22 protein-coding genes are annotated in these 22280 nt (G+C 53.2%); 6 read left to right on the top strand and 16 right to left on the bottom strand.

The features are described from left to right. Positions 1-39: 39 nt before the first annotated feature. From FMM01_RS15980 to FMM01_RS15945, 8 genes are all read right to left on the bottom strand, one after another. On the bottom strand, positions 40-2580 hold the full coding sequence (locus FMM01_RS15980; RefSeq protein ID WP_150393189.1) for an AAA family ATPase: 2541 nt from the start codon (positions 2578-2580) through the stop codon (positions 40-42). A 35-nt stretch (positions 2581-2615) separates the two neighbouring features. Beyond that, positions 2616-3335 (bottom strand): hypothetical protein, encoded by a 720-nt coding sequence (locus FMM01_RS15975; protein ID WP_150393188.1) that lies wholly within the window; start codon positions 3333-3335, stop codon positions 2616-2618. An 83-nt stretch (positions 3336-3418) separates the two neighbouring features. Beyond that, positions 3419-4321 carry a helix-turn-helix domain-containing protein gene (locus FMM01_RS15970; protein ID WP_150393187.1) on the bottom strand — a complete coding sequence of 301 codons (903 nt, stop codon included), beginning with the start codon at positions 4319-4321 and terminating at the stop codon, positions 3419-3421. Continuing rightward, positions 4318-5196, bottom strand: a complete 879-nt coding sequence (locus FMM01_RS15965; protein WP_150393186.1) for a hypothetical protein — start codon at positions 5194-5196, stop codon at positions 4318-4320. The genes FMM01_RS15970 and FMM01_RS15965 overlap by 4 nt, the downstream gene beginning before the upstream one ends. Positions 5197-5425: 229 nt before the next feature. Further along, positions 5426-7609, bottom strand: a complete 2184-nt coding sequence (locus FMM01_RS15960; RefSeq protein WP_150393185.1) for an immunoglobulin-like domain-containing protein — start codon at positions 7607-7609, stop codon at positions 5426-5428. Between the two features lie 170 nt (positions 7610-7779). Then, positions 7780-8682 carry a helix-turn-helix domain-containing protein gene (locus FMM01_RS15955; RefSeq protein WP_150393184.1) on the bottom strand — a complete coding sequence of 301 codons (903 nt, stop codon included), beginning with the start codon at positions 8680-8682 and terminating at the stop codon, positions 7780-7782. Further along, positions 8682-9593: a helix-turn-helix domain-containing protein gene (locus FMM01_RS15950; RefSeq protein WP_150393183.1), complete on the bottom strand. Its 912-nt coding sequence runs from the start codon at positions 9591-9593 to the stop codon at positions 8682-8684. The genes FMM01_RS15955 and FMM01_RS15950 overlap by 1 nt, the downstream gene beginning before the upstream one ends. Before the next feature lie 122 nt (positions 9594-9715). Further along, on the bottom strand, positions 9716-11881 hold the full coding sequence (locus FMM01_RS15945; RefSeq protein ID WP_150393182.1) for an immunoglobulin-like domain-containing protein: 2166 nt from the start codon (positions 11879-11881) through the stop codon (positions 9716-9718). A gap of 314 nt (positions 11882-12195) precedes the next feature. Here FMM01_RS15945 and FMM01_RS15940 point away from each other — a divergent pair, with 314 nt between their 5' ends. Both FMM01_RS15940 and FMM01_RS15935 read left to right on the top strand, forming a co-directional pair. Beyond that, positions 12196-13092 (top strand): helix-turn-helix domain-containing protein, encoded by an 897-nt coding sequence (locus FMM01_RS15940; protein WP_150393181.1) that lies wholly within the window; start codon positions 12196-12198, stop codon positions 13090-13092. Next, positions 13092-13940, top strand: a complete 849-nt coding sequence (locus FMM01_RS15935; RefSeq protein ID WP_223850086.1) for a helix-turn-helix domain-containing protein — start codon at positions 13092-13094, stop codon at positions 13938-13940. The genes FMM01_RS15940 and FMM01_RS15935 overlap by 1 nt, the downstream gene beginning before the upstream one ends. Positions 13941-13960: 20 nt before the next feature. Here FMM01_RS15935 and FMM01_RS15930 read toward each other — a convergent pair whose 3' ends face one another. Then, on the bottom strand, positions 13961-14272 hold the full coding sequence (locus tag FMM01_RS15930; RefSeq protein ID WP_150393179.1) for a chorismate mutase: 312 nt from the start codon (positions 14270-14272) through the stop codon (positions 13961-13963). A gap of 15 nt (positions 14273-14287) precedes the next feature. Then, on the bottom strand, positions 14288-14980 hold the full coding sequence (locus FMM01_RS15925; RefSeq protein ID WP_150393178.1) for an NAD-dependent protein deacylase: 693 nt from the start codon (positions 14978-14980) through the stop codon (positions 14288-14290). Positions 14981-15085: 105 nt separating this feature from the next. Between FMM01_RS15925 and FMM01_RS16385 the strand changes: the two genes are divergently transcribed. Further along, positions 15086-15229 (top strand): hypothetical protein, encoded by a 144-nt coding sequence (locus FMM01_RS16385; protein WP_155827901.1) that lies wholly within the window; start codon positions 15086-15088, stop codon positions 15227-15229. Here FMM01_RS16385 and FMM01_RS15920 read toward each other — a convergent pair. Then, a complete protein-coding gene (locus FMM01_RS15920; protein WP_035440225.1) occupies positions 15226-16194 on the bottom strand; it encodes a hypothetical protein in 969 nt (322 codons plus the stop codon). The two genes, FMM01_RS16385 and FMM01_RS15920, sit on opposite strands and share 4 nt — an antisense overlap. 110 nt (positions 16195-16304) lie before the next feature. Between FMM01_RS15920 and FMM01_RS15915 the strand changes: the two genes are divergently transcribed. Beyond that, the gene (locus FMM01_RS15915) at positions 16305-16814 is read left to right on the top strand and encodes a YbhB/YbcL family Raf kinase inhibitor-like protein (protein ID WP_150393177.1); all 510 of its coding nucleotides are present in this window, start codon (positions 16305-16307) and stop codon (positions 16812-16814) included. 57 nt (positions 16815-16871) lie between these two features. Next, positions 16872-17432 carry a dihydrofolate reductase family protein gene (locus FMM01_RS15910; protein WP_150393176.1) on the top strand — a complete coding sequence of 187 codons (561 nt, stop codon included), beginning with the start codon at positions 16872-16874 and terminating at the stop codon, positions 17430-17432. Between the two features lie 53 nt (positions 17433-17485). Here the strand turns inward: FMM01_RS15910 and FMM01_RS15905 are convergent, their stop codons facing one another. Both FMM01_RS15905 and FMM01_RS15900 read right to left on the bottom strand, forming a co-directional pair. Then, positions 17486-17920 carry a MarR family winged helix-turn-helix transcriptional regulator gene (locus FMM01_RS15905; protein ID WP_190973411.1) on the bottom strand — a complete coding sequence of 145 codons (435 nt, stop codon included), beginning with the start codon at positions 17918-17920 and terminating at the stop codon, positions 17486-17488. Between the two features lie 41 nt (positions 17921-17961). After that, positions 17962-18558: a hypothetical protein gene (locus FMM01_RS15900; RefSeq protein WP_150393174.1), complete on the bottom strand. Its 597-nt coding sequence runs from the start codon at positions 18556-18558 to the stop codon at positions 17962-17964. Positions 18559-18735: 177 nt separating this feature from the next. Here FMM01_RS15900 and FMM01_RS15895 point away from each other — a divergent pair, with 177 nt between their 5' ends. Next, the gene (locus FMM01_RS15895) at positions 18736-19344 is read left to right on the top strand and encodes an NADPH-dependent FMN reductase (protein WP_223849982.1); all 609 of its coding nucleotides are present in this window, start codon (positions 18736-18738) and stop codon (positions 19342-19344) included. Here the strand turns inward: FMM01_RS15895 and FMM01_RS15890 are convergent. Genes FMM01_RS15890 through FMM01_RS15880 form a run of 3 tightly spaced genes read right to left on the bottom strand, consistent with a single transcriptional unit; the run spans position 19292 to position 22249 of the window. After that, positions 19292-20371, bottom strand: coding sequence for a hypothetical protein (locus FMM01_RS15890; protein ID WP_150393172.1), 1080 nt, complete (start codon positions 20369-20371; stop codon positions 19292-19294). The genes FMM01_RS15895 and FMM01_RS15890 overlap by 53 nt on opposite strands. A gap of 11 nt (positions 20372-20382) precedes the next feature. Then, on the bottom strand, positions 20383-21060 hold the full coding sequence (locus FMM01_RS15885; RefSeq protein ID WP_150393171.1) for an ABC transporter ATP-binding protein: 678 nt from the start codon (positions 21058-21060) through the stop codon (positions 20383-20385). Beyond that, on the bottom strand, positions 21044-22249 hold the full coding sequence (locus FMM01_RS15880; RefSeq protein ID WP_150393170.1) for a hypothetical protein: 1206 nt from the start codon (positions 22247-22249) through the stop codon (positions 21044-21046). The genes FMM01_RS15885 and FMM01_RS15880 overlap by 17 nt, the downstream gene beginning before the upstream one ends. Positions 22250-22280 lie beyond the last annotated feature (31 nt).

Here is a 22280-nt window from a genome sequence, read left to right as displayed (position 1 = left end):
ACATGTGGCAGACGGCTATTGTCTTCTTGCCATGAGCTGCTAAATTTGCCAGCTCAAGCTTTCCATCACAACCTCATCTTGAATCTGCTGGATATCATCTGTATCCGCATGATTCACCAGCCAAAGCTTGTGATGCTGAACCAATTTCTCATAGAAAGTCCGAGCCCAACGGCCATTGGCTTTCTCTTTGGCGGGCAGCTGCGCGTAATGGGTCGCCACCACTTTCTTCAGAAGCACTGAATTCACGTTGAGATGGCGGGTAACGAGCCGATCCACGATCTCGGCGACCTCTTCGGGTGAGTATGATTGAAACTCAATCGTATACGGCACCCGGGAGCGCAGACCGGGGTTGGCGTCAAGAAACTGTTGCATCGGTTCCGTGTAACCGGCAAAGATGGCAACAAACTCCTGGCGGTGATTCTCTAATTCCGTGATGAAATTCTCCACGGCTTTGGCGCCAAAATCTTGGGCATTACCGGCAGCAGTCAGCTGGTAGGCCTCATCCACAAAGAGTACCCCGCCTATGGCATCGCGAATGACTTTGCTGGTCTTTGCTTCTGTTTCACCAATATAGCGGCCAATCAGCTGGGGTCGAGACACTTCACTGACTGTGTCCTTTGGCAGGACGCCCAGATTATAGAACAGTTTGGCCAGAATCCGGGCGACCGTCGTCTTTCCAGTGCCTGGATCACCGGCAAATACCATATGATAGGTGGCCTGGTCAACTTTCCCCAGCTTATCCCCCATCTTTTCGGTCACTTGGACTTGATCGACCAAATCATGGATGGCATTCTTGACCGATTGCTGGCCGACTAGGCCGTCCAGCTCTGCCAGCAATCCTTTGACCTTATCCTTCTTAGCCGCCGCATCACCACCGACCAGTTCGTCAATATCTGTATTCAGGATAGACGAGTCGTCCCGCTCTTCGTGGGACATCACGTTGTTGGCGACGATCCGGAGCAGACGGTCGTTGAAATTGCGAATCCACCGGCCGTTACTGTGGTCAACGTCACTCTTGTAGGCTTGCTCAACGGTCTTCCGATAATAGGCCTCGTCAATCGTAAACTTCTTGTCTTTGATTTGTGTCACGCCAATATCCGCAATCTCAGCGGGGGCGTAATCGGCGAAATGAAACAGGTTAGGCGTCCGCGAACGCAGACCCGGATTCATGTTAATGAAGTCCTGCATGGGCTTGGTGTAGCCAGCAAAAATAATCATGAGGTCATTACGGTGGTCTTCCATGTACTTCATGATGGTGTCGACGGCCTCTTGCCCCCAATTCGTCCCCCCTTCTTGATAGAGGGTATACGCTTCATCAATGAAAAGATCACCGCCAAGTGCCGCATCCAATACCTTTTGCGTTTTGAGAGCAGTACCGCCAACATTTTCCGACACTAAATCAGCCCGGCTGACTTCAACGTAGTTATCCTTAGGCAGGACTTTCTCCTGGAACATGACCTTGGCCACCAATCGGGCGACCGTTGTTTTCCCGGTACCAGGGTTGCCTAGAAAGAGGGAATGCAGCGACTGGGAAATGCCCGGCAAGCCCTTGTCTGTTCGTTTTTTGTTGAATACGGCGAGTTTGACAAACTGATCCACTTCGTCTTTGACCTGTTTTAAGCCGACCATTGCCCGCAGCTGATCGATGGCGGGTTCTTCTGGTTCAGGGTCTGGTTTGGCCTCTGCCTGGTTCGCATCATCATCATCAGGATGCGGATCCGCAGATTCAGCTGCTGCCTTGGGTGTTGGCTTAGGCGGTGTGCTGGATTCGGCAGTGCTGGTTGCTTTCTTTAACAGGTTGACGCTAGCGTTAGGGACGCGCACGTCGCTATCTTCATCCTGCTGAATCGTTAATAAATGGCTCCCATCGATATTGTCCTCATCAACGGTGACCTGACTGCTGCCGACAGCTTTTGCATCGGCTTGGCCCGCGGGCAGCACCAACTTGGTAATCCGCAATACTGAACTGTCAGTGACTAACAACGTATAGTATGGCTCGCGAATCGTTGCGATGAACAGCGTATCTGCGTCAACTTCACTATTCTTGGCGACAGCAAGGGAAGAACGAATTTGGGAGGATTGCAGAGTCGCTTTTGATTGCTCGACCCTGATGCTCTCGACATCGCATTGGCTCAGAATAAAATTGCTGTCATTTTGCCCGTAGAGCGCATAACGCTTTACATTGTCTTGCATCACCGTACAGGCGGTGAGCCCGACTGTCCCTTTGTTCGCAAAGATTGCTGGGTAATTTTCCGGTGGCATGAAGACGACGCCGCGTGCAATGAGCGTTGCTCCCGGATAGAGATAACACGTATTGGAATCCTCGATAGTATGGGAGTCTAAGACCACATTCTCCAGGTTGAGCGAGCCGCCTTCTTTGACGTAAATATCCGTGTTAATGACGACGTCGTTGGGTTTTTTCCCCAACCCACGCAGTTTAAGATGCTTCGTCGTATAGCCATCAGTATGGGCGTAATGACCAGGTTCAAGTAGAATTGTATCCCCTTCCTTGCCCATCAACACCGCATCATTAAAGCTGTATTTGCCAAAACCCCGACCGACAGTAATCATCCGTCCCATTATTTACCCTGCTTTCTAACCCAACTTGGTCTTGATCATGAACCTAGTCCGTAACCGATCGCGCAGATCACTACAATCACGACAGCGACCCCGCTTAAGATAAATTTGATCATAAATAATAGGCTTCTGAGCGCCCAATATCGTGGATCCAATTCGCCCCGGACTGACGGTAGACCAAATAATATCTCAACCGACATGCGGGTAGAATCCGGCGCCATTTCTCGAATGCCCCAGACAAAAATTGGATAGCAAACCAGGCACATAATGACATACCAAGACGGTAAACCCCAAATGAACCGCGTAATCGACATGCTGCCGATCCATTGCAGTATGGGTCCTGGCAGGAGAAAACGGAACGCAAAAAGACGGAATGCGAGGTAGGCCAACGCATAATATTTCAACCAAAAAACGAAACCGCCGCGATTAAGAAATTGATTAGTTTGGTGGATTACTTGCGCCACCCCGTGACGGAAAGAACTCGCCTGGCTGGCTTTAACTGTCTCAGCATCCAGCGCAGCCGCTGGGTGGGCGCTGGCCCCAAACTGTGGCGCATTTGCTGAGTGGGCGTCTTGTTCGGCGGTGGTAGTCGCCCCAGCGATGGGTTGCCCAGATGTATTGAATGCTTGCGCACCAAAAGTTGGCTGATCCGGAACTGATTGAAGCTTGGCCGCGGCCGGTGCACTCTGCTTTTCCGCTGGTGCCGGCTGCTCTGTATGTTTTAACGTCTTTGGCCCAAACATTGGCTCTTCTGCCATAACGATCCAATCTCCCTGATTTTCTGTTATTGCCCATCGTACTACCGTTAACCGTTGATTCTGATGGTGATTACAGATATGCATCAATTGTCAAAAAGTGCCGTTGCTTGTTCCACTTCATCCAGTGCCTCAACCTGAACCAAATCATCTCGGTTGACCCAGTTTTGAACGGCTGATTCCTGCAGCAGGCGATCGGCTAGGCCGTTCGCTTGAATAGCGACGATCAGCTGCAGATTGGTTTGTACTATCGCGGCCGCGGTGGAATCCCCTTGCTGGCCACGGGCGATGGCCAGTAAAATGTGCCGGGTGATGCCGCTGCCGGCGTCACCAAGAAGCGGCGCGGGCATTACGGCCAATACTTGTTCTGCGTGTTCTGGTTTCTCTTGTTCCAGATACACCAACGCTAATGCCGTCAGCAGGTCAGTCTGCGGCCAGTGCGGCGCGGAGGTCGTGGGATGTTTCAACACCGTGTGGGCGACGGTGTCCACCTGCGCCGGCGTGGCCAAGCGGACTAATGCGGCCGCGAGAATATCGTCAATTTGGCCATGCAATTGGGTATCCAGCAGATAGTTGAAACACGCATCAATTAAACGCGCATCTTTAGCCAGCCACGCTGGGAATTGATGCATGATCGTCAGCTGCACGATCCATTGAGCCGCCTGCTGGCTGCGCGGCTGCCAGTCTGGATTACGAGCCACTTGTTGGCCTAATTGAGCGAAGGCCGTCGCACTTTTCACTTGCTGGGCATGACGGAATGCAGAAATAAACGCATTCGGCGCTATGCCCGGCCCCGTTGCTGGCGGTAAAAAGTCCTGCCAATCCAGTTGCAAACGGTGCAATAACGCCACCCAATCCACTGCCGCCATGCTGGAGTGCCCATTCTCAAACCGGGATAACGTGGACGGCGAACAAATCCCCGCACAGGCTTCTCGAATGGTAATATGGCGTTCTTGTCGCCGCTGTTTGAACAACTCACCGACCATCATTGTTCGTCACGCCCCTTCTCTTCCCCGCGGCCATAGTGCCAGGCCAGCGCCAGCAAGCAGCCCAACCCGCGTGCGTCGGCCCGGACCAATAGCCGCTGTAGCGCATGATAACCGGTTTGCGCCGCGGCTCTGTGTCCTTGGTGATACTGCATCAGCAGACCGCTAGTCTGAACACAGCAACACGCATCAAGCGGTGCCGTCCCACTCAGCAACCGCTCCGCCAGCCGCTGCCAATGGGCGGCCTGCTCCCCGCACTCGTCATGCAGGGCGGTCACCACGCCAGCACAAGTAATCAAAGCAGCCAAGTTCGCCAGCGCATCATCCGCCAAGTCGCCGTTGACCAGAATCCGTTCGAGCACTAAATCCCGCTCTGGCGCTGCCAGTAGCGGCATCAGCAGCGCGGTGGCCTGCAAGTCAGCGGTACTGTAATGACGCACGGTATGCAGATACTGCAGCGCCAGCGCCCCCGCCGTTTGGTCAGTCAGCGGGTGCTGATAGATGACAGCCAAGGCCGTGGCCTGCAGGCGGTACAGCATCACTTGTGTCGCCCGATACTGCGCCCAATATTCATCAATTTGGGCCGTTTGCGCCGCCGTGGACTCCCCCTGAGCGAACACGGTAATCACCTGTTGAAACAAATCTGCCGGCCCCATCACGGCCGCATAATCCGCCGCCAGAGTGATTGGCGCGACCGGCAGCCGCACCAAGAGCCGCCCCAAAACATCCGATGAAATCATACTCTGCCCCGACTCGAACCGGCTGAGCGTCGCGGCACTCGTCACGCCTCGGGCGGCATCCGACAGCGGTAAATGATTCATGTGCCGCCAACGATTGAATTGCTGCGCCAGAAGCGGCTTTCCCCCATTAATTCCCATTCTCTTATCTCCCCATACCGATACCGAATCCCCAATTACCATGTGAGCCCATTGTATGAAACGGGTAAAAAGAGTGGACTATCTTACGGATGCTAAAAAAATCGGGCAAAAAACGGCCAAAAATTGTGTGCAGCTTGCTTGGCGAAAAGAAAACGCAAGGCGGACCCGCCATAATTGCGGATCAGCCTCGCGTCTAGTCGTTAGAACATTGAAGTGTGCCGACTACCAGTTACTGCGCGTGCCAGTAGCCGTAGTCAGTCCGGACCCATTGGTTGCCGCCCAGGTTGAAGTAAGTCCGGCCGTCACTCAGGGTCTTGGTGCCAAAGGTCTGCCAAGCGGACCTCGCTTTGATCAGCTTCTGCACTTGAAGACTGCTATTATATACGGCAATCGCCCATTGGGTATGGGCCGGATAGCGCACCGTGAAGACGCCCTTTTGCGTGGCCACTGGCGTCGTGGTCACATCGGCGGCCTTGACATACTGCTTGCCACCTAAGTTGTAGGCCACGATAGTGCCGGTCGCGTCCTTCACCACGCCAAAAGACTTCCAAGCCGTCCCATTGGCTAATGTGCGGCCCAGGGCGTTGCTGGTGGCATTATCGGAGTACATCGCTGCCCCAGACGCATTCGTCACGTAAACGACGCCAGCTGTGCCGGCCTCGGTCAGCGCGCCCGCCGCCTGAACGGTCACGGTCCGGGTCAATGTCGCGGTCTGGCCTTGGGCATTGGTAATCGTATAGGTCAAGGTGTAGGTGCCAGCCTTGCCGGTGTCCACACTGCCGGCGACCCGCCAGTCACTGGCAGGAATGGCCTTCCCGTGGGAACTGTCCGTCCACGCACTGATACCGGCTGTCGGATCAAAGGCGGTCCCAACCGTAATGGTGGGATTCTTAGTAAATTGGCTGGTAAAGCCGAACTCTGGCGCGGGCGTCGTCGTTGCTGATCCATTCTTGAGCGTCAGCTGATTGAGCCGGTTGCTGATACTCGTGACAAACCGATTAATGGACCCGGCATGCGCACCTTGGAAAAAGTTAATGGCGTCGGTGATGTCCGTCTTCACGGATTCAAGAGTCGTGTCATCCTGGTACTTGTCGGAATTAATGGCCGTATTGGCATCTGCCACGACCTGACGCAAAGCGGCTTGCGCGGCATCAGTGGTTTGCTGATATCCGGCATGATAGCCAAGAATAAAATCTGGCCCCTTGAACGTATTGGCGGGGATGATGGCCTGATTTGTCGTTCTCTCGGCCACATCACCATTGGTGTCCGCCGCGCCCAGCGTGAAGCCGGCCTTGTAATCGTCATAGGCGGCACTATATGCAAAATTGTAGACCGTCTGGGGATTCTGGCCGCCAATCGTCATTGCTTTCGGCTGATTGTTCTGGGCTGCCTTCAACCCGGCCGCAGTTCCGGCCGTTGTGCTCGCTTGATCCGAACTGACTCCGTAATAGGCCGCCATAAACCCGGCGGTATACGACGTGTCGTCGCCTTGGTGGGAATCAGCCGGTTGCTGCATCAAATAGGCGACAGTGCCGTCATGCACGCCTTGTGCCGCATCCCGATAAGCATTGGTAAACGATGTGATGTATGTAGCGGTCTTGTTTGGAAACGATCCCGGCAGCGGCTGGAAGGCAATCGCGGCCTGTTCACCGGCCGTTTTGCCCGTTGTCCCATAGAATGCGGCATCATAGGCGGCTTGATAGTCGGCGGTTTCTTTCCCGTTGTCCGCATGGTCTCGCCAACCACTGTCGGCCCGCCCCGCCTGGGTGCCGGCCGCAATCTCGGCCTGCTTGTCCTGGGCATTATTTGGGTTATAGGCGGCCGCCCGGGGCGTCAATACTGCCGCGGCGACCTTTTGATACGCCGCATTGAAGTCGACCAGCCCACTGGTGGCGGCATCACCGTTGAAGCCGCCGCGGATCGTATTCAGACTGGACTCGGCATCCCGAATCGCATCTCTGACGGCATCGTCGGACTGGCGCGTCCAGCCGGTCGGTGTCCCTTGTGCCAACTGATTTTTAAAGCCGGTAATCCTCGCGTTCATTTGCGGCACATATTTTTCGGCCTGTTCGTACCCCTTTAAAAAGTACGGATCAGTCGATACCTGGGGCCGATGTCCGGGCGTTTGGTCATTAATCAGCTCCGCAAAGCCATTAAAAAACTGCTCGTAGGCTTGCTCATACCCGTTATAGAAATCCTGCGCGGTACTGGGCGATGCCGGCTTCTCCCACGCCGCCGCATCGGCGGCCCCAGCTGCTTGACCCCGTTGATAATCTGGGCTGGTGACCGCGTCGGCCTGGACCACTGCCGGTCCAGTGATTGCCGTTACCGCCGTTGCCGCAAGCGGTGCTGCCGCCAACAAAGCTGCCGCAACCGCCCCAACATACTGAATATGCATTCGATTCTTCCTCATGGATGATTCCTCCCGATTGGTACACGCGCCATTGTTCGCTGGCGATGCCAAATATGGGTCCCTAGGCACTTATCCCAGACCCTTCTTTATTTATAGCATGTTGATAGTGAAAGTGACCCGATTTGCACAAGTGCAAGCATTGGGCCAAAATGGCGACTCATTATACACCGTCAGTCACTGGGTGCTGGCGGCCAATTGGGGAGCAGATCCTGGACGCCATACCAATACGCCAGCTTATCCACCACGGCCCCCGCTTGTATGGTCAGCAAAAAGTTGACGATACCGGTCACTTTTTCCTTGGCCGACGCATCGCCAGCAGAGGCCTCAACCGAAAATTTCAACGCATTCATGACCGCATCCAGATACAGACTGGGGACAGTGACGTTTTTGACCATCGTCAATACACGGCGGGCATCGTCGTAGCGCCCCACTCTGCGGTAAACAACCGCCGCCTCCGCCAAAACCAACTGCAGTTGTTCCACCAATTGCTGTGAATTGTTCGGGTTGTCGGCTTCGACAAAGATATGGTCTACGATGGAGCGGATCACTGATAACCGCTCTGCCCCCGGCCGGCCGCAAACCCGCACGGTCAGCTGCGCCAACAGGTACTCAATGACGTTCCAGTGCGCCATGCGAAACAGATAATCAATACTTGCCTGCAGCACTGTTTGATTCAAAACGGTCCGATCCGGATACAGACAGTACAGCTGCAAGTGCGCAACGAACGCTTCCGCCCGATTCTTCGCCGGCCGATCTTGGATATTCTGCTCAGTCGCCCGGACAAACGCTGTCAGCATCAGATAACTCTGCCGATCGATCACAGCCCCCAAGTGATAAACAAACTCGTCATTATTGCCGGCACCGTCCGGTACTGTGAAGAAGCGCCAATCGAAATGCAGCCGTTCGACGAGGGCAATGAAAATATCCGCCGGCAATTGGGAGTGGCCGTTCTCGAACCGGGACAGCGTCGCCTCGGAACAAATCGCCCCGGCCGCCTCTTTCAAAGTAATCCGCCGTTCCCGCCGCAATTGTTTGAACTGCCGGCCTAACTCAGCCATGTCTGTTTCTGCCATTACCGCTCACCCCTTGCCGCGGTTGACTCGGCACTAACAAACCGCTGCCAACCGTCTTTGATAAAGTGATAAAAGAAGTCGTTTCCCATGATTTGCAACCCGGTCAGGATTGACTGTACCGCCTGCTCGGCCGCCACTTGTTGCCCCTCATGGTAGGCCATCTTCACTTGATGAAAGCGCAGATAAAGATGATCATCGATGTCCTCCGGGATCATCTTCCGGTGTTCCGCCAAGGCTAACAGCCGCTTGGCGTGATCAAAATTTTGATGGCGCATCGCCATGGCAATCGCGTTGTTCAGGATCAGCCAAACTCTCTGAGTGGTCCGCGGTGTGCCCACATCGCCCATATTGCCATCCGCCAGAATGGCAAACAGCAGTTGCATGATCGTGTCGTCATCCATGATGCGCATCACGGAAGCCAGCGTGTCCAAGTCATACAGCGTGAAATGTTGCAGACGCCCAAAATAGGCGATCAATTCCTTGATCATGGTGGTTTGCGTCGGGTACGCCTCCCCCGTCAAGCCAAACACAGTCACCAAATTGTACTGGTTTAATTGATGAAAGATCAGATGACTGTCGGCATAGGCTTTACCCTCATCGGCGTACAACTGCAGCAAAGCCGCCGTCCCCTGCTGCGGATCCGTCGTCAGTAACGTGGCGGCCCGGGTGACCCGTTGGTAAAATGCATGCGGGTTTTGCCCCGCAAAGTACACCTGGAACATCTCCGGATCGTCCCGCAACCGAGCTAATAACTCAAAAAACACGGACAAGCCGATCTGGGTCTCCCCGCGTTCAAACCGGCTCACCGTCGACGGCGTTGTGATCCCCTCCGCCACCGCGTCTAACGTCATGTTATGTGAAATTCGCCACCGGTGAAAAGCTTCGCCAATGGTGATATCTGAAGTATCCATCTAATCACTCCCCACTTTACATAAATCCCCACAGAATATTTCGGTATAAACAAAGAGGATTCGCGTCGGTAACGAATCCTCTTTGCAGTTTATATCAGATGAAAAGCCTTAGAACAGACTGATTACTTAGCGCTCCAAGTACCGTAATCAGTACGTACCCATTGGTTGCCGCCAAGGTTGAAGTAGGACTTGCCATCACTCAACGTCTTGGTGCCGAATGTCTGCCAACGAGAGCCAGCAGAGATCAGCTTTTGGACCTTGAGGCCAGAGTTATAAACGGCGATAGCCCACTTGGGGTTAGCTGCATAACGAACAGTAAATGTACCCTTCTCAGTCGTGGCTGCAGAAACGGCAACGTCGGAAGCCTTAACGTATTGCTTGCCGCCTAAGTTGTAGGCAACAATATTGCCCTTAGCATCCTTAACCACACCGAAGATCTTCCAAGCAGAACCCTTGGCCAACGTACGGCCAGCAGCATTGCTGGTGGCATTGTCGGTGTACAGGGCAGCGCCGGAACCGTTAGTGACTTCAACTACACCAGAAGTCTGGGATTCTGTCAAAGCACTGACCGTGATCGTCCGAGTTAACGTAGCAGTCTTGCCGTAATTATTAGTAATGGTGTAAGTCACCGTGTAAGTACCCGGCTTGTTGGTATCAACAGAGCTGGATACTTGCCAGTTGCCGACAGGAATCGCAGTGCTCTTGCTGCTGTCAGTCCACGCACTGATCCCGGCGTTCTGGTCGAAGGATTGACCAGTAGCGATCGTCGGGTCCTTAACGAAGTTGTCGCTGAAGGAGAAGACGGGGTCGGGATAAGTAGTCGGAGTCGTGGGTGTGCCCGGATTAGTGGGTCGAGGTTCCAGTCCTTTTTCAGCAGCAACAAGATCATCCTTCGCCGCATTGATTTGCGCGACCGTTGCCTTGTCATCCTTCAAGACTTTGTTTGCTGCATCAATAGCCGCCTGTACTTTAGCAACACTATCGTTGGTGTAGTTGCCAGTATTGATCAGTCCCGTGGCCTTCTTGATTTCAGCGGTCAAAGCATCCGCAGCCTGGTTGACAAGGTCCCCTACCTTTTCTACGTAACCGGCGTGATAACCTTGACGGTACTGATTGCTCTTAGAACCAAAATCGGCGTCGCCGCTCTTCTCCGCATTGCCAGCGACAGCGTCTGCGGCACCAGCCGCATAACCTTCATCATACGTACCATTAGTCTTCTGATAAGCATAGTAGGCAGCCTTGTAGGCAGTCGTATATGCATCACTCTTAAGGCTTAAATCCGCCATCGGTTCATTGTCCTGGGCATCTTTTAAGCCGTCTGCTGAGCCTTGATTAGTATCAAATGCATCCAGATCTGCTTTGGCTTTGTCCAGTTGCTTCTGTGCAGATGCAAGCCAATTAGTGTAATTGGTGATGTCGCCTGATGCTTGTTGATACGCTTTTTGCGCATCTTTTACAGCTTGTTCCAATTTTTCAAGTTGAGCAGGCGCAGTCTCCAGAAATTGATTGGCACTATCAAGCTTTGATCCTAGAGTGTCAATTGTTTCCTGCGCCGTGGCAATATCCGCCGTTGCTTGATCAATCGTCGGCTTTTGATTGGCCGTTTCCTGCGCTAACGTCGCCGCAGCACGATCGGCAACGCCTTGTTGCGCTTCTTGATCACTCTGTGCTTCCTGCAGCTTTGACTGAAGAGGAGTCAAATCTTGCTTAGCGTAGCTGAGTTGAGTCTTCAATGAAGTGATTTGGCCTGGATCAGTTGCCGGATCCGCAATTTGATTTTCAAGTTCAGCAATCTTCGCGTTCTGTGCATCAACCTTCTGTTGTGCCTGAGCGGTAGCCGATTTTGCGTCACGCAGTGCATTATCGGCACTGTCTTTGATGCCCTGTTTTTGATCCACAATAGCTTGGGCATTATTCTTGTCTTCTGTGGCAGTTGCCAGTGTTTTTTGAGCTGCTTTAATTTCTGCAGGAGCAGATTGAACGAGTGCTTTTGCGTCTTCAATTGCTTGATTGATTTCAGCCGTCTGACTGCGAGCTGTTTCTGCATCTTGATGTGCTTTTGTCTGAGCATCCTGCGCAGCCTTTAACCCAGCGGCGTTTTTATCAACTTTATCCTGAGCAGTTTTAACCGCGTCAGCAAGTTCGTCACGACTCGGTGTTGCATCTGCAGTCGCCGCAAACGCCGGTCCAGACACCGCCGTTACAGCTGTCGCAGCAATCGGTGCCGCAGCTAATAACGCCGCAGCAACCGCCCCAACATACTTAATACGAATACGATTCTTCTTCATGTATTATTCCCTCCGATTCATGTCTTTCATCGCGGTAGAACAGTCTCCCTAGGCGATGTGCAAATACAAGCATCCAGGGAAACCGTCTCCAGACGCCTGACTCATTTATATCATGAGCACGTTGAAAAAACTGTAACTTGCATAAGTTCAAAATACGGCCGATATTAATGATATTAATTAATGTTATGCAATGAATAATTATCGAGATTTTTTCTAGATTCTTTATGTCTAGTCTGCAAAACCTAATATGTTTTGTTTTAACTTCTTCCGATATATAATATCCATAGTGACTAGTCTTGCCTGGGGAGGAAAGTATGAGTCGGATGATGTGGGAGAAGCGGCAACCATTAAATGTGTTTTACCAGAGTCAGCGGCGGGCCGCTCATTTATCATTGGCCGATGCGTCGGAACGTATTGCTTCGACATCGGCCCTATCACGCTTTGAAACCGGCCGGGCGCGCTTGTCGGCGAACAGTTTTTTTCAATTGCTGAATCTTTTACCGAGTACGTTCAATTCATTGCAGCACGCTTATTTGCCGCCGGCTGATATTAGTTATTATCAACGAATCATTTACGCGGCCACACTAACCGCGACGCGCCCCGACGCGGCAACCATCAGGCGGTTATTAAATGAAGAAAAGAAAGCATACGCCGCGACCGGCCTGATCCATCATCGGCTGAACATTGCCGATTTGGTGGTCACGTTCAACCTGTGCTATCCCCTAACGCCCCAGGAAATTATTGCCGATGTGCAACCTTATCTCCAAGGCATCGCCCGATTTGGCCTGTATGAACTCAATTTACTGGCCACCATGGTCCGTGTTCTGCCCTTATCAGTGACGATCGGGTTCATTCAGCGAATCCTGCTGAATCCGGAGTATTCGTACGTGGACACCTGGGCGGAACAGTATATTTGGCTCATCATCAGCAACAGCGTGGCCACTGCGGTGGCCCGGGGCGACTTTGCCAGTGCCAAGCAGATCATGGGCTTGGCCAATTGGCTGCGCATTCCAGCCACCGATCCGCAAACACATCTTTACCAAACTTTCTATGAATTATGCCTGCAATATCATGCGGGACAACGGCATCAGGCCCAAGCGGGTATTGATCATCTGCTCAGCGGCCTGCGCTTGATTGGCGACCCTTTTTTCACTCAGCTTATTCATGAGGGGTGGCGGTTGTTTCTGACAGTTGAGGAGGCGGTGGCGTGATGCAATTAGGCCAGCGTTTTAAGAAGTTGCGGCGTGAACGCCATATCACGTTAGTTCAGGCCGCTGGGACGGATTGTTCACCTTCGGCATTATCGAAGTTTGAAAATGGCAAATCACAATTGTCGGCCGAAGTCTTCATCAGCATCATCACTCGGCTGCACATTGACTGGGCAGAATTTCGGCCGACTCACGGACCGCAGCAGACACTATTTATCCAGCATTATCACGAAGCGGTAGAAAATCACAATATCTGTCAATTAATGACCCTGCGCGCCGCTCTGCGCGAACTGGATCCCCAGCTGCAACGGTGCCGAACCGAATATTACATCGTTGAATTAACCCTGGGCCAAGAAGCCCCCGATCTGATCGTTGTAGCCCAGTCACTGGTCACCGCTGCACTGGATTATCTGGTCCAGATCGATTATTGGAACAACGCGGCATTCATTCTGGCTGCCCTGCTGGTGACGCGAGTGCCGGTGGCGGTTTTGGACGCCATGACGACCCAGGTGATGTACCAGCGCAAGCTGGCTAATCTGCCGGCAGAAAAAATTGCCAGGGCCGATGATCTGCTGGTAGATATTGCGCTGCAGCGGGCGCGGCTGGGGGACCTCACTGGGGCCCGTTTGACTTTGGCGGAATACCAGCCGCCGGTCATTCCTGATCTGGTGGCTGCTGCCCATTATCGTTTTGTTGACTGCTATATTCGGCAACAGACCGGGGACCAGCAAGCCGGGGGCGAAGTGCAGCAATTGCTGGGTTTCCTCACCATGATCAATGCCGGTGCCACGGCCAAGCGCTGGCGGCAGCAGATCGCGCCCATTAAAAAAACGCCGTCTCAACTGGAATGAGACGGCGCCAATCGCCCTGATTATTGGTCTTGATCCTGCAAACTCTTGATTACTTGGGCTTGGTACTGCTTCGAAATCAGAAAAATATCCTGATACAGTTCCCGCAAATACCGGGCGTGAGCCGGTTCCGTGACGGATTTGCTCAGCTTGTCTAAAATAATCTGTTCCCGGCCTCGATTTGTCAGCGATAGCTGCGCGGCGTGTTTGACCTGCGCGATCTGCTCGGCCACTGCCAGCCGTTTTTCCAGCAGCGGTACGATCTGTGCGTCCAACGCGTTGATCTGCTCACGCAATGCGCTAAGCTGCTTTTGCATTTCCTCTTCTTTAGTCATCCAGCGGACCCTTTCTTAGGCATGTAATTTTTCAAAAACAGACAGGGCATCGGCTTGAATCATATGAATATCATCGCCGGCCGCAATATTTTCCTTGTTCACGGCCACCAAAACAGCATCCGGGCGAGCATATTGAATCAAACCGGCGAAGGGATAAACTCGGAAGCTCGTGCCGACAACAACGATCAAATCGGCGGATTGCACGGCTTGGACGGCGTTGATCAAGGTTTGCTGGTTGATGCCCTCCCCGTACAGCACAATATCCGGCCGGAGAATACCATCATCGGTTTGATGATGCATATCCTTTAAGTAATCCTGCCAGGGCACCTGCTTGCCGCATTTTTGACAATGGACCTTGTACAGCGTCCCGTGGAATTGCACCACGTGCTTGGCCCCAGCCTTGATATCCAGATTGTCCACGTTCTGGGTCACGATCGTACCCTTTTTATTAGAAATCTCGGCCATTTTCTCATGGATGACATTGGGCTTGGCATCCGGATAATACATCCGATTCTTGACGAAGTCATAGAAACTCTCGGGGTGATCCCGCAGATTTTCAGCACTGAGCAGGTACTCTGGATCGGCGCTGTTGGCATACAGACCGCCCTTGGACCGATAGTCGGGGATCCCTGAATGGGTGGACACCCCGGCCCCGGTCATGAATGTAATATTATGAGCGGCATCAATGGCTTTTTGTAGGTCAAACATTGTCATTTTCCTTTCTCTAAGCGTTATAATTGAAATAAGAACAGCGCACGTTGGTCTGGCTCCGCAAGGGAACTATACAGCCGCGCCGGAAAGGAGCGTCAGCCCATGTCACAGAAAGTAACCTACACGCTTTCTTACCTCTTTATGATCCTTGTGCTCTTATTTTTCATTGTTGTGGCGTACCACATGGGAGTGTTATTGTACCGGACACTGCCCAATGTCTTTATCGGCAACTTCGGCGGCCGTTAATTACGCAGCGCATAGCCGATTTGGAATTGTTTCAGGATGTCGGCGGCTTTTTGATCATAGATCTTCAACGCAGCATCCTGGCTCAGTTCTTTCAAAGGCAGGGCAAAGGCCATCTGGCGATCACTTTTACCGATCGCGAGGAAGGCCTTTTCTTTTGTCTCCCGATTCAGATAATCGGTGTGCAGAATGTCGAAGACTTGACGGAATTCCAGCTTGGTCTGGCGTTCGCTCAGGACCGGCGATAGAGCCACGAATTGGTCGTGGGGCATCGGCATGTAGCCCAGTTCATCCAGCATCGCGTCGAAGTCCCGGAAGGTCTTGACGATCGCCCGGCGCAGGGCAAATGGCGAATCGATCACCTTGGCGGTCATCGTCGCGTACAGCCGCTGAGCATATTTGAACGCTTCGGGGTACATCTGCAGCCATTCGGCCGGGAGACTGTCTTCGTGGTCAGCAAAGAAGGCCAGGCCGTCGAGCAGGGTCAGGACCCGATAGAAGAAACGCGGATCATCCCCTTGATCGGCGTTCGGCTCTTCAGCCGGCACCACGTCACTGATACCGCGGATGAAGGCTTGTTCGGTCTCTTTGGTGATGATCCCGTTACGGCGCTGTTCCGCGCCGATGATCAGGTGGCTGGCACTGTTATAAATCGCCACGCCGGTGGCCGCGATTTGGTCGTCCAAATGGGGATCGCTGGTGGTGACCGGCAGGCCCATGGCCGGGAAGCCCTTCAGGTACATTTCCAGGTGCAGCAATTCATGGGATATGGTGTAATTCAAATCAGTTTGATCGTATACGTGGAGGATCATCGAACCGTCCTTTTGCATTTCCTGCTGGGCGGCATCATGGCTGATCCGGCCGCTGGCCTGGTCGTCCACTTGGATGGTGATTTGGGCCGGGAAGTGCTCGCGAATGTTCTTCAGGAGTTCTTGGACCGGTTGGCTTAATTCAGGGTCTGTATTCATGCTGACAATACCTCATTTCTAGGATAAAAGCGTTCTACATATATCTTACCACGGACCGGCCGGGGAATAGTGGGAATGGTATACTGGAGGGGAAAGGAGTTGTTGCTTCAATGGAAATTACATTGCCTTGGTCTGGTGCGGAAATGCCGGACAAGTACGCAAAATACGCCCCGCAAGAGAATACTCGGGACGGTTTTCCAATTGTTTCATTCCCCTTTGACATTAAAAATGCCCCGGTGGATACGCAATACTTTGCGTGGTCCCTGCTGGACTACGACGCAGTCCCGGTGGGCGGGTTCATCTGGATCCACTGGGTCGCGGCGAATCTGCCAGCGGATGTGATGCAGATTCCGGAAAACGCTAGCCAAAGCGGCGCCCTGGATTTCATTCAAGGCCGCAACGCCAATGCCGGCGCGATGGTGCATAATCAGGATCCGCTGATCAATCAGCACTACGTCGGTCCGCAGCCGCCGGATAAGACCCACGACTACACCTTGACGTTGTATGCGCTGGATTCCGCCCTGCCGCTGAAACAAGGTTTCTGGTATAACGATTTCCGCCGGGCGCTGCGCAATCGTGTTTTGGCCACGGCCCAGGTCGAAATTCCTGCCCGGTCGTAACACAGTGAAGCGCTTTCGTGCTACAATTGAATTGTAGTTTAGAAGGGATGGATGACAATGACAAAGGAACAAGATAAGGTACCAAAACGACGCGTCATTCTACAGATCGCCCAGAGTTTGGACGGCTTCATTGCGGAACGCAACGGCAGCACGGAATGGCTCACGAAACTAGATTCCACGGAAGCCGAAAGCGCCTATCAGCGCTTCTACGGTTCAATCGATACCGTGATCATGGGCCGCAAGACCTACCAGCGGGCATTGAAGCTGGCCGGCAGCTATCCTTACTCAGATAAAAAAGGCTACGTCTTCTCCACGTCGCTGCACGATACCGATGATCCCACCACCGTCGTGGCCGGGAACGTGGTGCAGTTCGTTGAGTCGTTGAAAGCCGAAAAGGGCGACGACATCTGGCTGGTTGGCGGGGCTGACATTTTCACCACCCTGCTCCAAGCCGGGTTGATTGACGAAATTATTGTAACCATTGCTCCGGTCTTGTTGGGCGATGGCATCTCCCTGGTCAGCCACGATTTGCCGGATGTGGCGCTGAAATTGCAAAACGGCCGGCAGCTTGGTCAGTTCATCCAGCTGACTTATAGTGTGGGTAACGCGAAAGGCTAAACATGAACCGTAAAAATAAAGCACGGCGCCGGGAAAAATCCGGTGCCGTGCTTTTAATTTACCCGCGCCAGCAACTCCGCGATCTGCTGCAGGCTCCGCAGCATGACCGTTTGCTGATCGCTGGGTACGTTGGCCAGAACCGCATGGATCTTGGCGGCCCGGACGGCAGTGATGCGGTCGTAGAGGGATTGCCCGGTAGCAGTGAGGATGACCGTGCGGGCGCGGCGGTCATCTGCAGCTGCCTCGGTTTGAATCAGGCCTTGCTTTTCGAACTTGGTCAGCTGACGGCTGGTGGAGGAGTGGGTCTTACCAAGCTGGCTGGCGAGCTCCCCCACCCGGACGTGGGGCTGCAGGCCGACGCGGACGATAATTGGTAATAAATTCGGGTCCCGGGGGGCATTGGCGGCCGCCAGGATATGTTCATCATTGGCGGGTTGATTGAAGAACGTGACGATCTGCAATAGTGCAGTAAAAATTTCATTTTCCATAAATCCTATTATACCCATATCCGTGCAAACCGCACGGATAATCAGAACTCAATCGTCACACCGTCCTGCGTCCCGTCGCTATGGATCGTCAGGGGTCCAGGGAACGTCTCTTCAAAGGCCTGCCCACCGTGGCCATCAACCGCGGCCGTGGCGACATACCAAAGCATCCGTGGTAAGCCGTCCATTACCTGGGCAATTTTAGTCAGCTCGGGCAGCTTGAACGGCATGGGCGACTTAATACGGTCAGGATTCGTCAGTTTTTCCTTAGCCTCGTCAATCTGATCGATGGCCGCGATGAGCGTCGCCAATTGGCTGTACTGGGCCGACGGCAGGACCAGCCGGTAGTGATCATCTAGACGAATATGCGCAGTCAACAGGACACTGGCTAATTCTGGATAATTATCCATGGTGATCATCATCGGCGTTTCCGGCGCCCACGGCCAAGGCAGATGGATGGCCTGGGCTAAGAGAACGGGAAAGAAGCCCACGTCGGAAACCGTCTTAGCTTGGGCTTTTGTTTTCGTGGTAAACCAGTCACTGATCTTGGGGTAGTCGCTTTGCGGAAAGAGCCAAACCTCCTGCCCGTTGATTCTGACGATCTTATCTGGTTTGAAATGTCTCAACTCATCATCTGACATATCCTCGACTTCTAAACCAAATTGGTTCGTCTGGTTTAAAACGTGGAGATGAAAACTGCGCAAATGCGCCGACATCGGAAAAGACATGAGTCAACGCCCCTTTCGCTTGCATTATTGGCCAATCAGCGTTACCTTAATAGGTGCAAATTGCACCTATTAAGAAAGAAGGAATTTCTTGTGCCAGAAATTACCATACCCAAAATTGGTTTAATTCTTGGTACCAACCGGCCCCGCCGAATCGGCGGCACCATCGCTGAATGGACACAAAACCATCTTACCAGCCCAGCGTTCGAAACGGAACTCATCGATCTGGAAAAAGTGGGATTGCCCTTTCTGGACGAACCCGATATTCCGGCCCATGGTCACTATACCCAGGCGCACACCCAAGCTTGGAGTGCCACCATTCAACAGTACGCCGGGTTCGTTTTGCTCTTCCCTCAATACAATTGGGGCTACCCCGCTGTACTCAAAAACGCACTGGATTATCTGTACGCCGAATGGGCCCACAAACCGGTGGCGACCATTGTTTACGGCAGCCACGGCGGCATGCAAGCCCAATTGGCGATGCGCTTCGTGACCAGCGGGCTGCACATGATCCCGCTGGCGGTGAATCCGGAATTGATCACGAATGACAGCATGTTGAATGACACTGGCGACTTCATTGATGTGGATCAGGCACTGGCGCCATCTGCCGATGATATGCGCTTGCTGACGACAGATCTCGAAAATTTCTTCACTGCGCATAAGCCCGCATCGTCAACAGTACCGCAATCAAACCAGCAATAACCAGGCCGCCCAGCCAGGCAATGTAGCGCCAATCGCTGAGCAGCAGCATCCCCTGCGTGGCAGTCAGCCATTGACTGAGCCCCACGGCCAGCACCAATACGCCGGCGATAACATACCCGGCTGGTTGACGGATATACCGTTCCGCCCAGCTGAGCAGCGTGGTCCACACCAGAAAGAGCAGAAAGCCGCTCAGGATAATGCGCCAGCAGGCCGTGATCAGCGGCATGAACGTCGTCCCCGTGACAATCAGCGGGTACTGCCAACTGCCTTGGGTGTCCAAGAATAACGACTGCCCAGCAAACACCAATAAGCCGCCCGCCGTAAGCAGGGCCAAACCCAGCAGGCCAAGCCAAACACTGGCATCAACACCCAATCGTGCCAGCGGCCAGCGCCCGGCCCGGCTCAGATTCTGGCGCAGCAAGTCGTTGCTGCCGCGCCAATGATCCTGTAACCGAGTGAGGTGCAAGGCCAGAGCCAGCACCAGCAGCACGATGGGCGCACAGAACCATTGCAGCAAATTGAAGAAGAAATTGGGATAGCGCAGGGAATGGGCGGTTTCAAAACCTAACCCTGCTTTTTGAATCCGGCGATACAGAGCCAATTGCTGGGTATACACGGCCGGTGAGAAGAACACTTCTTCACCCATCGGGTCTACGGTGCGACGATAGGTCTGGGATAAAGCGATCAGTTTCTGGCCAGCAGTAAGGAACTTATCGTTATCGTCATCGTTCAGGCCGACCAGCTGGTCTCCCGCCGCATCCACTAACGGCTGCAACTTCTGCATCTGGCCGTCGATCAATTGCTTTTTCTTCTGGTCCTTCGTGTCGGTATACTTTTCCGAGTACCCTTGCAGCGTCCGGCCCAATGCATCATTGGTATTGCCCACCCGGGACAGTAAAATCTTACGCTCTGTGGCCTGATCAGCTTGGGTTTTTAAGAAGATTAAACCAACCAAGACCGGAATTAAAACAACTAACGCCCAAACCAGCCCGCTGCGCCACAGACTGCGCCATTCCCAACGCGTCATGGACTCCCTCCTCACTCAAACAACGCGGTATACAACTGCTCTGCCGATTCAGCGTCAGTTAATTTAGTCAAATGCAGCTGCTGGTTCTGGATCACGATGATATCCTTAGTGATGCGGTCCACTTCGTCCAAATTATGGGACGACACGATGACTGTCTTGCCCTGCTCACCGGCAGCAATAATCGCTTGGCGCACCGTTTTGAGACTCACCGGATCCAAGCCATTCAACGGCTCATCCAGCAAAATCAACGGTGCGTCAACCAGAAAAGTCATCGCCACGAGCAATCGTTGGCGCATCCCTAGGGAGTATTTACGCACCTTTTTATCCAGGAACTCCGTGACTTGCAAGGCATCCGCCACGGCCGTGACCCGTTCCGCCGGCACCTTTTGCAATTGGGCAATCAGTTGCAGGTGTTCCCGCGCGGTCAAATAAGGATACAGCACGGAGATATCTTGCATATACGCTACGTGGGTATAAACACTGGACTGATTGAGCGGCTGACCCAGCAGCGTGATTTGGCCCGCATCGGCTCGCAAGCTGCCGGTCAGAATATTGAACAATGTCGTCTTTCCGCTGCCATTAGGAGCCACGAATGCGTAGATACCAGGTTGTGTAATGGCCAAATTAGCCGCGGTAAAGATCGGCTGCTTTCGAAACTGAAAGGACAAGTCTTTAATTTCTAAAATCATAGCCATACCTCCGATTGCGCTGCAATAGACCAAATGTGATGACCAGCAGTGCGATACTCCACCCGGTCAAAACCAAGATTGCTTGGGCAAATGACCCATGGCCCATCCGGTAAAAGGAAAACCCATTACTGACCGCCCCCACGTTCAGATACGGAAATGGCAGCCAGCTGATCTGCTGAATAAAGAAACAGATACCCGCCGTTAATAATGTCAAGACAGCCGTGATGAGCGCATTTCGCGTCAGCACACTCCAAAACATCGTCACTGCGTAACCAAAAATAATCACCAGCGGTACTAACACCGCCGCCTGACCTAGAAATCTGCCTAGAGTGATGAACGTCTGGGTGCCATCCAGGTGCCAAGTCAGAATAGGATATTGCAGACTGCCGGTGGGCGCGAAGGGCAGCGACCCCAGCATAAATAGTCCAACTGGTACCGCCACAGCCAGTACCGTGGCGAGTGCGACGACCGCAAATCGGACCGCCCACAAGGCCAACGGATTAACGCCGTTGGTTGTTAATAATTGCAGATGGCGATGGGCGCGGTTTAATTCGGTGGAAAACAAGGTTCCGAAACTCAGGATACAGAGTAGAACACCGATTAATAGCCAATTTTCTCGGATTACATGACCAACAAAGTACCAGCCTGCCGTGTAAAAGCGGGCCCCACTCATTTCTAGTTGTCGGGGAAAACGTTCTGGGTCGCCTAAATACCGTTCTTTGGTCATTTCATCAGTCAGTTGACGGGCAGGATAGAACGGCAGAAGGTGTTTCTGGGTAACAAGCGTTAATTCTTTAACCGTATTGGCCACCGTCGCATCACCAAAGAGACTTCTGGGCAGGTCTGAGCTGACGCCTGTCGCCTGACCCGTCATCACGTGAATTAGTGGTTTCCCGTTGATATCCTCGTAAACTGTCCGTTTTTGGGCGGCCAAATACGCTTTGGCATACACCAGCGGCCCCGCTCTCAGTTGATCCAGTTCATATTGGTACCGCGGACCAAATACAGGGTCTGACATTTTTTTGTAATCTGTAACAGCCTTCTCCAATCGCCCTGCATACGCCTGAACATACTGCTGCTGCGCATAATGTTCCCAACCAAACAGGCCGCCCAACGCAATCACCAGCACCGCAGCAATCAACCAAACCACTTTACGATGGCGCAACTCGCTGCCGATAATTCTAAGCACTTTCCCCGCCTCCTCATCAAGCAAACGTTTG

Source organism: Schleiferilactobacillus harbinensis (assembly GCF_008694105.1).
GTDB classification, from domain to species: domain Bacteria; phylum Bacillota; class Bacilli; order Lactobacillales; family Lactobacillaceae; genus Schleiferilactobacillus; species Schleiferilactobacillus harbinensis.
This window is presented reverse-complemented; position numbering and strand designations above follow the sequence as displayed.

Bases quoted from the DNA above. Each gene is read 5' to 3' on its own strand.
- FMM01_RS16385 (WP_155827901.1), top strand. From the start codon at position 15,086: ATGTCACAGAAAGTAACCTACACGCTTTCTTACCTCTTTATGATCCTT.
- FMM01_RS15945 (WP_150393182.1), bottom strand. From the start codon at position 11,881: ATGAAGAAGAATCGTATTCGTATTAAGTATGTTGGGGCGGTTGCTGCG.
- FMM01_RS15900 (WP_150393174.1), bottom strand. From the start codon at position 18,558: ATGTCAGATGATGAGTTGAGACATTTCAAACCAGATAAGATCGTCAGA.
- FMM01_RS15940 (WP_150393181.1), top strand. From the start codon at position 12,196: ATGAGTCGGATGATGTGGGAGAAGCGGCAACCATTAAATGTGTTTTAC.
- FMM01_RS15920 (WP_035440225.1), bottom strand. From the start codon at position 16,194: ATGAATACAGACCCTGAATTAAGCCAACCGGTCCAAGAACTCCTGAAG.
- FMM01_RS15950 (WP_150393183.1), bottom strand. From the start codon at position 9,593: ATGGATACTTCAGATATCACCATTGGCGAAGCTTTTCACCGGTGGCGA.
- FMM01_RS15890 (WP_150393172.1), bottom strand. From the start codon at position 20,371: ATGACGCGTTGGGAATGGCGCAGTCTGTGGCGCAGCGGGCTGGTTTGG.
- FMM01_RS15960 (WP_150393185.1), bottom strand. From the start codon at position 7,609: ATGAGGAAGAATCGAATGCATATTCAGTATGTTGGGGCGGTTGCGGCA.
- FMM01_RS15965 (WP_150393186.1), bottom strand. From the start codon at position 5,196: ATGGGAATTAATGGGGGAAAGCCGCTTCTGGCGCAGCAATTCAATCGT.
- FMM01_RS15975 (WP_150393188.1), bottom strand. From the start codon at position 3,335: ATGGCAGAAGAGCCAATGTTTGGGCCAAAGACGTTAAAACATACAGAG.
- FMM01_RS15935 (WP_223850086.1), top strand. From the start codon at position 13,092: ATGCAATTAGGCCAGCGTTTTAAGAAGTTGCGGCGTGAACGCCATATC.
- FMM01_RS15925 (WP_150393178.1), bottom strand. From the start codon at position 14,980: ATGTTTGACCTACAAAAAGCCATTGATGCCGCTCATAATATTACATTC.
- FMM01_RS15885 (WP_150393171.1), bottom strand. From the start codon at position 21,060: ATGATTTTAGAAATTAAAGACTTGTCCTTTCAGTTTCGAAAGCAGCCG.
- FMM01_RS15955 (WP_150393184.1), bottom strand. From the start codon at position 8,682: ATGGCAGAAACAGACATGGCTGAGTTAGGCCGGCAGTTCAAACAATTG.
- FMM01_RS15910 (WP_150393176.1), top strand. From the start codon at position 16,872: ATGACAAAGGAACAAGATAAGGTACCAAAACGACGCGTCATTCTACAG.
- FMM01_RS15980 (WP_150393189.1), bottom strand. From the start codon at position 2,580: ATGGGACGGATGATTACTGTCGGTCGGGGTTTTGGCAAATACAGCTTT.
- FMM01_RS15905 (WP_190973411.1), bottom strand. From the start codon at position 17,920: ATGGAAAATGAAATTTTTACTGCACTATTGCAGATCGTCACGTTCTTC.
- FMM01_RS15930 (WP_150393179.1), bottom strand. From the start codon at position 14,272: ATGACTAAAGAAGAGGAAATGCAAAAGCAGCTTAGCGCATTGCGTGAG.
- FMM01_RS15970 (WP_150393187.1), bottom strand. From the start codon at position 4,321: ATGATGGTCGGTGAGTTGTTCAAACAGCGGCGACAAGAACGCCATATT.
- FMM01_RS15915 (WP_150393177.1), top strand. From the start codon at position 16,305: ATGGAAATTACATTGCCTTGGTCTGGTGCGGAAATGCCGGACAAGTAC.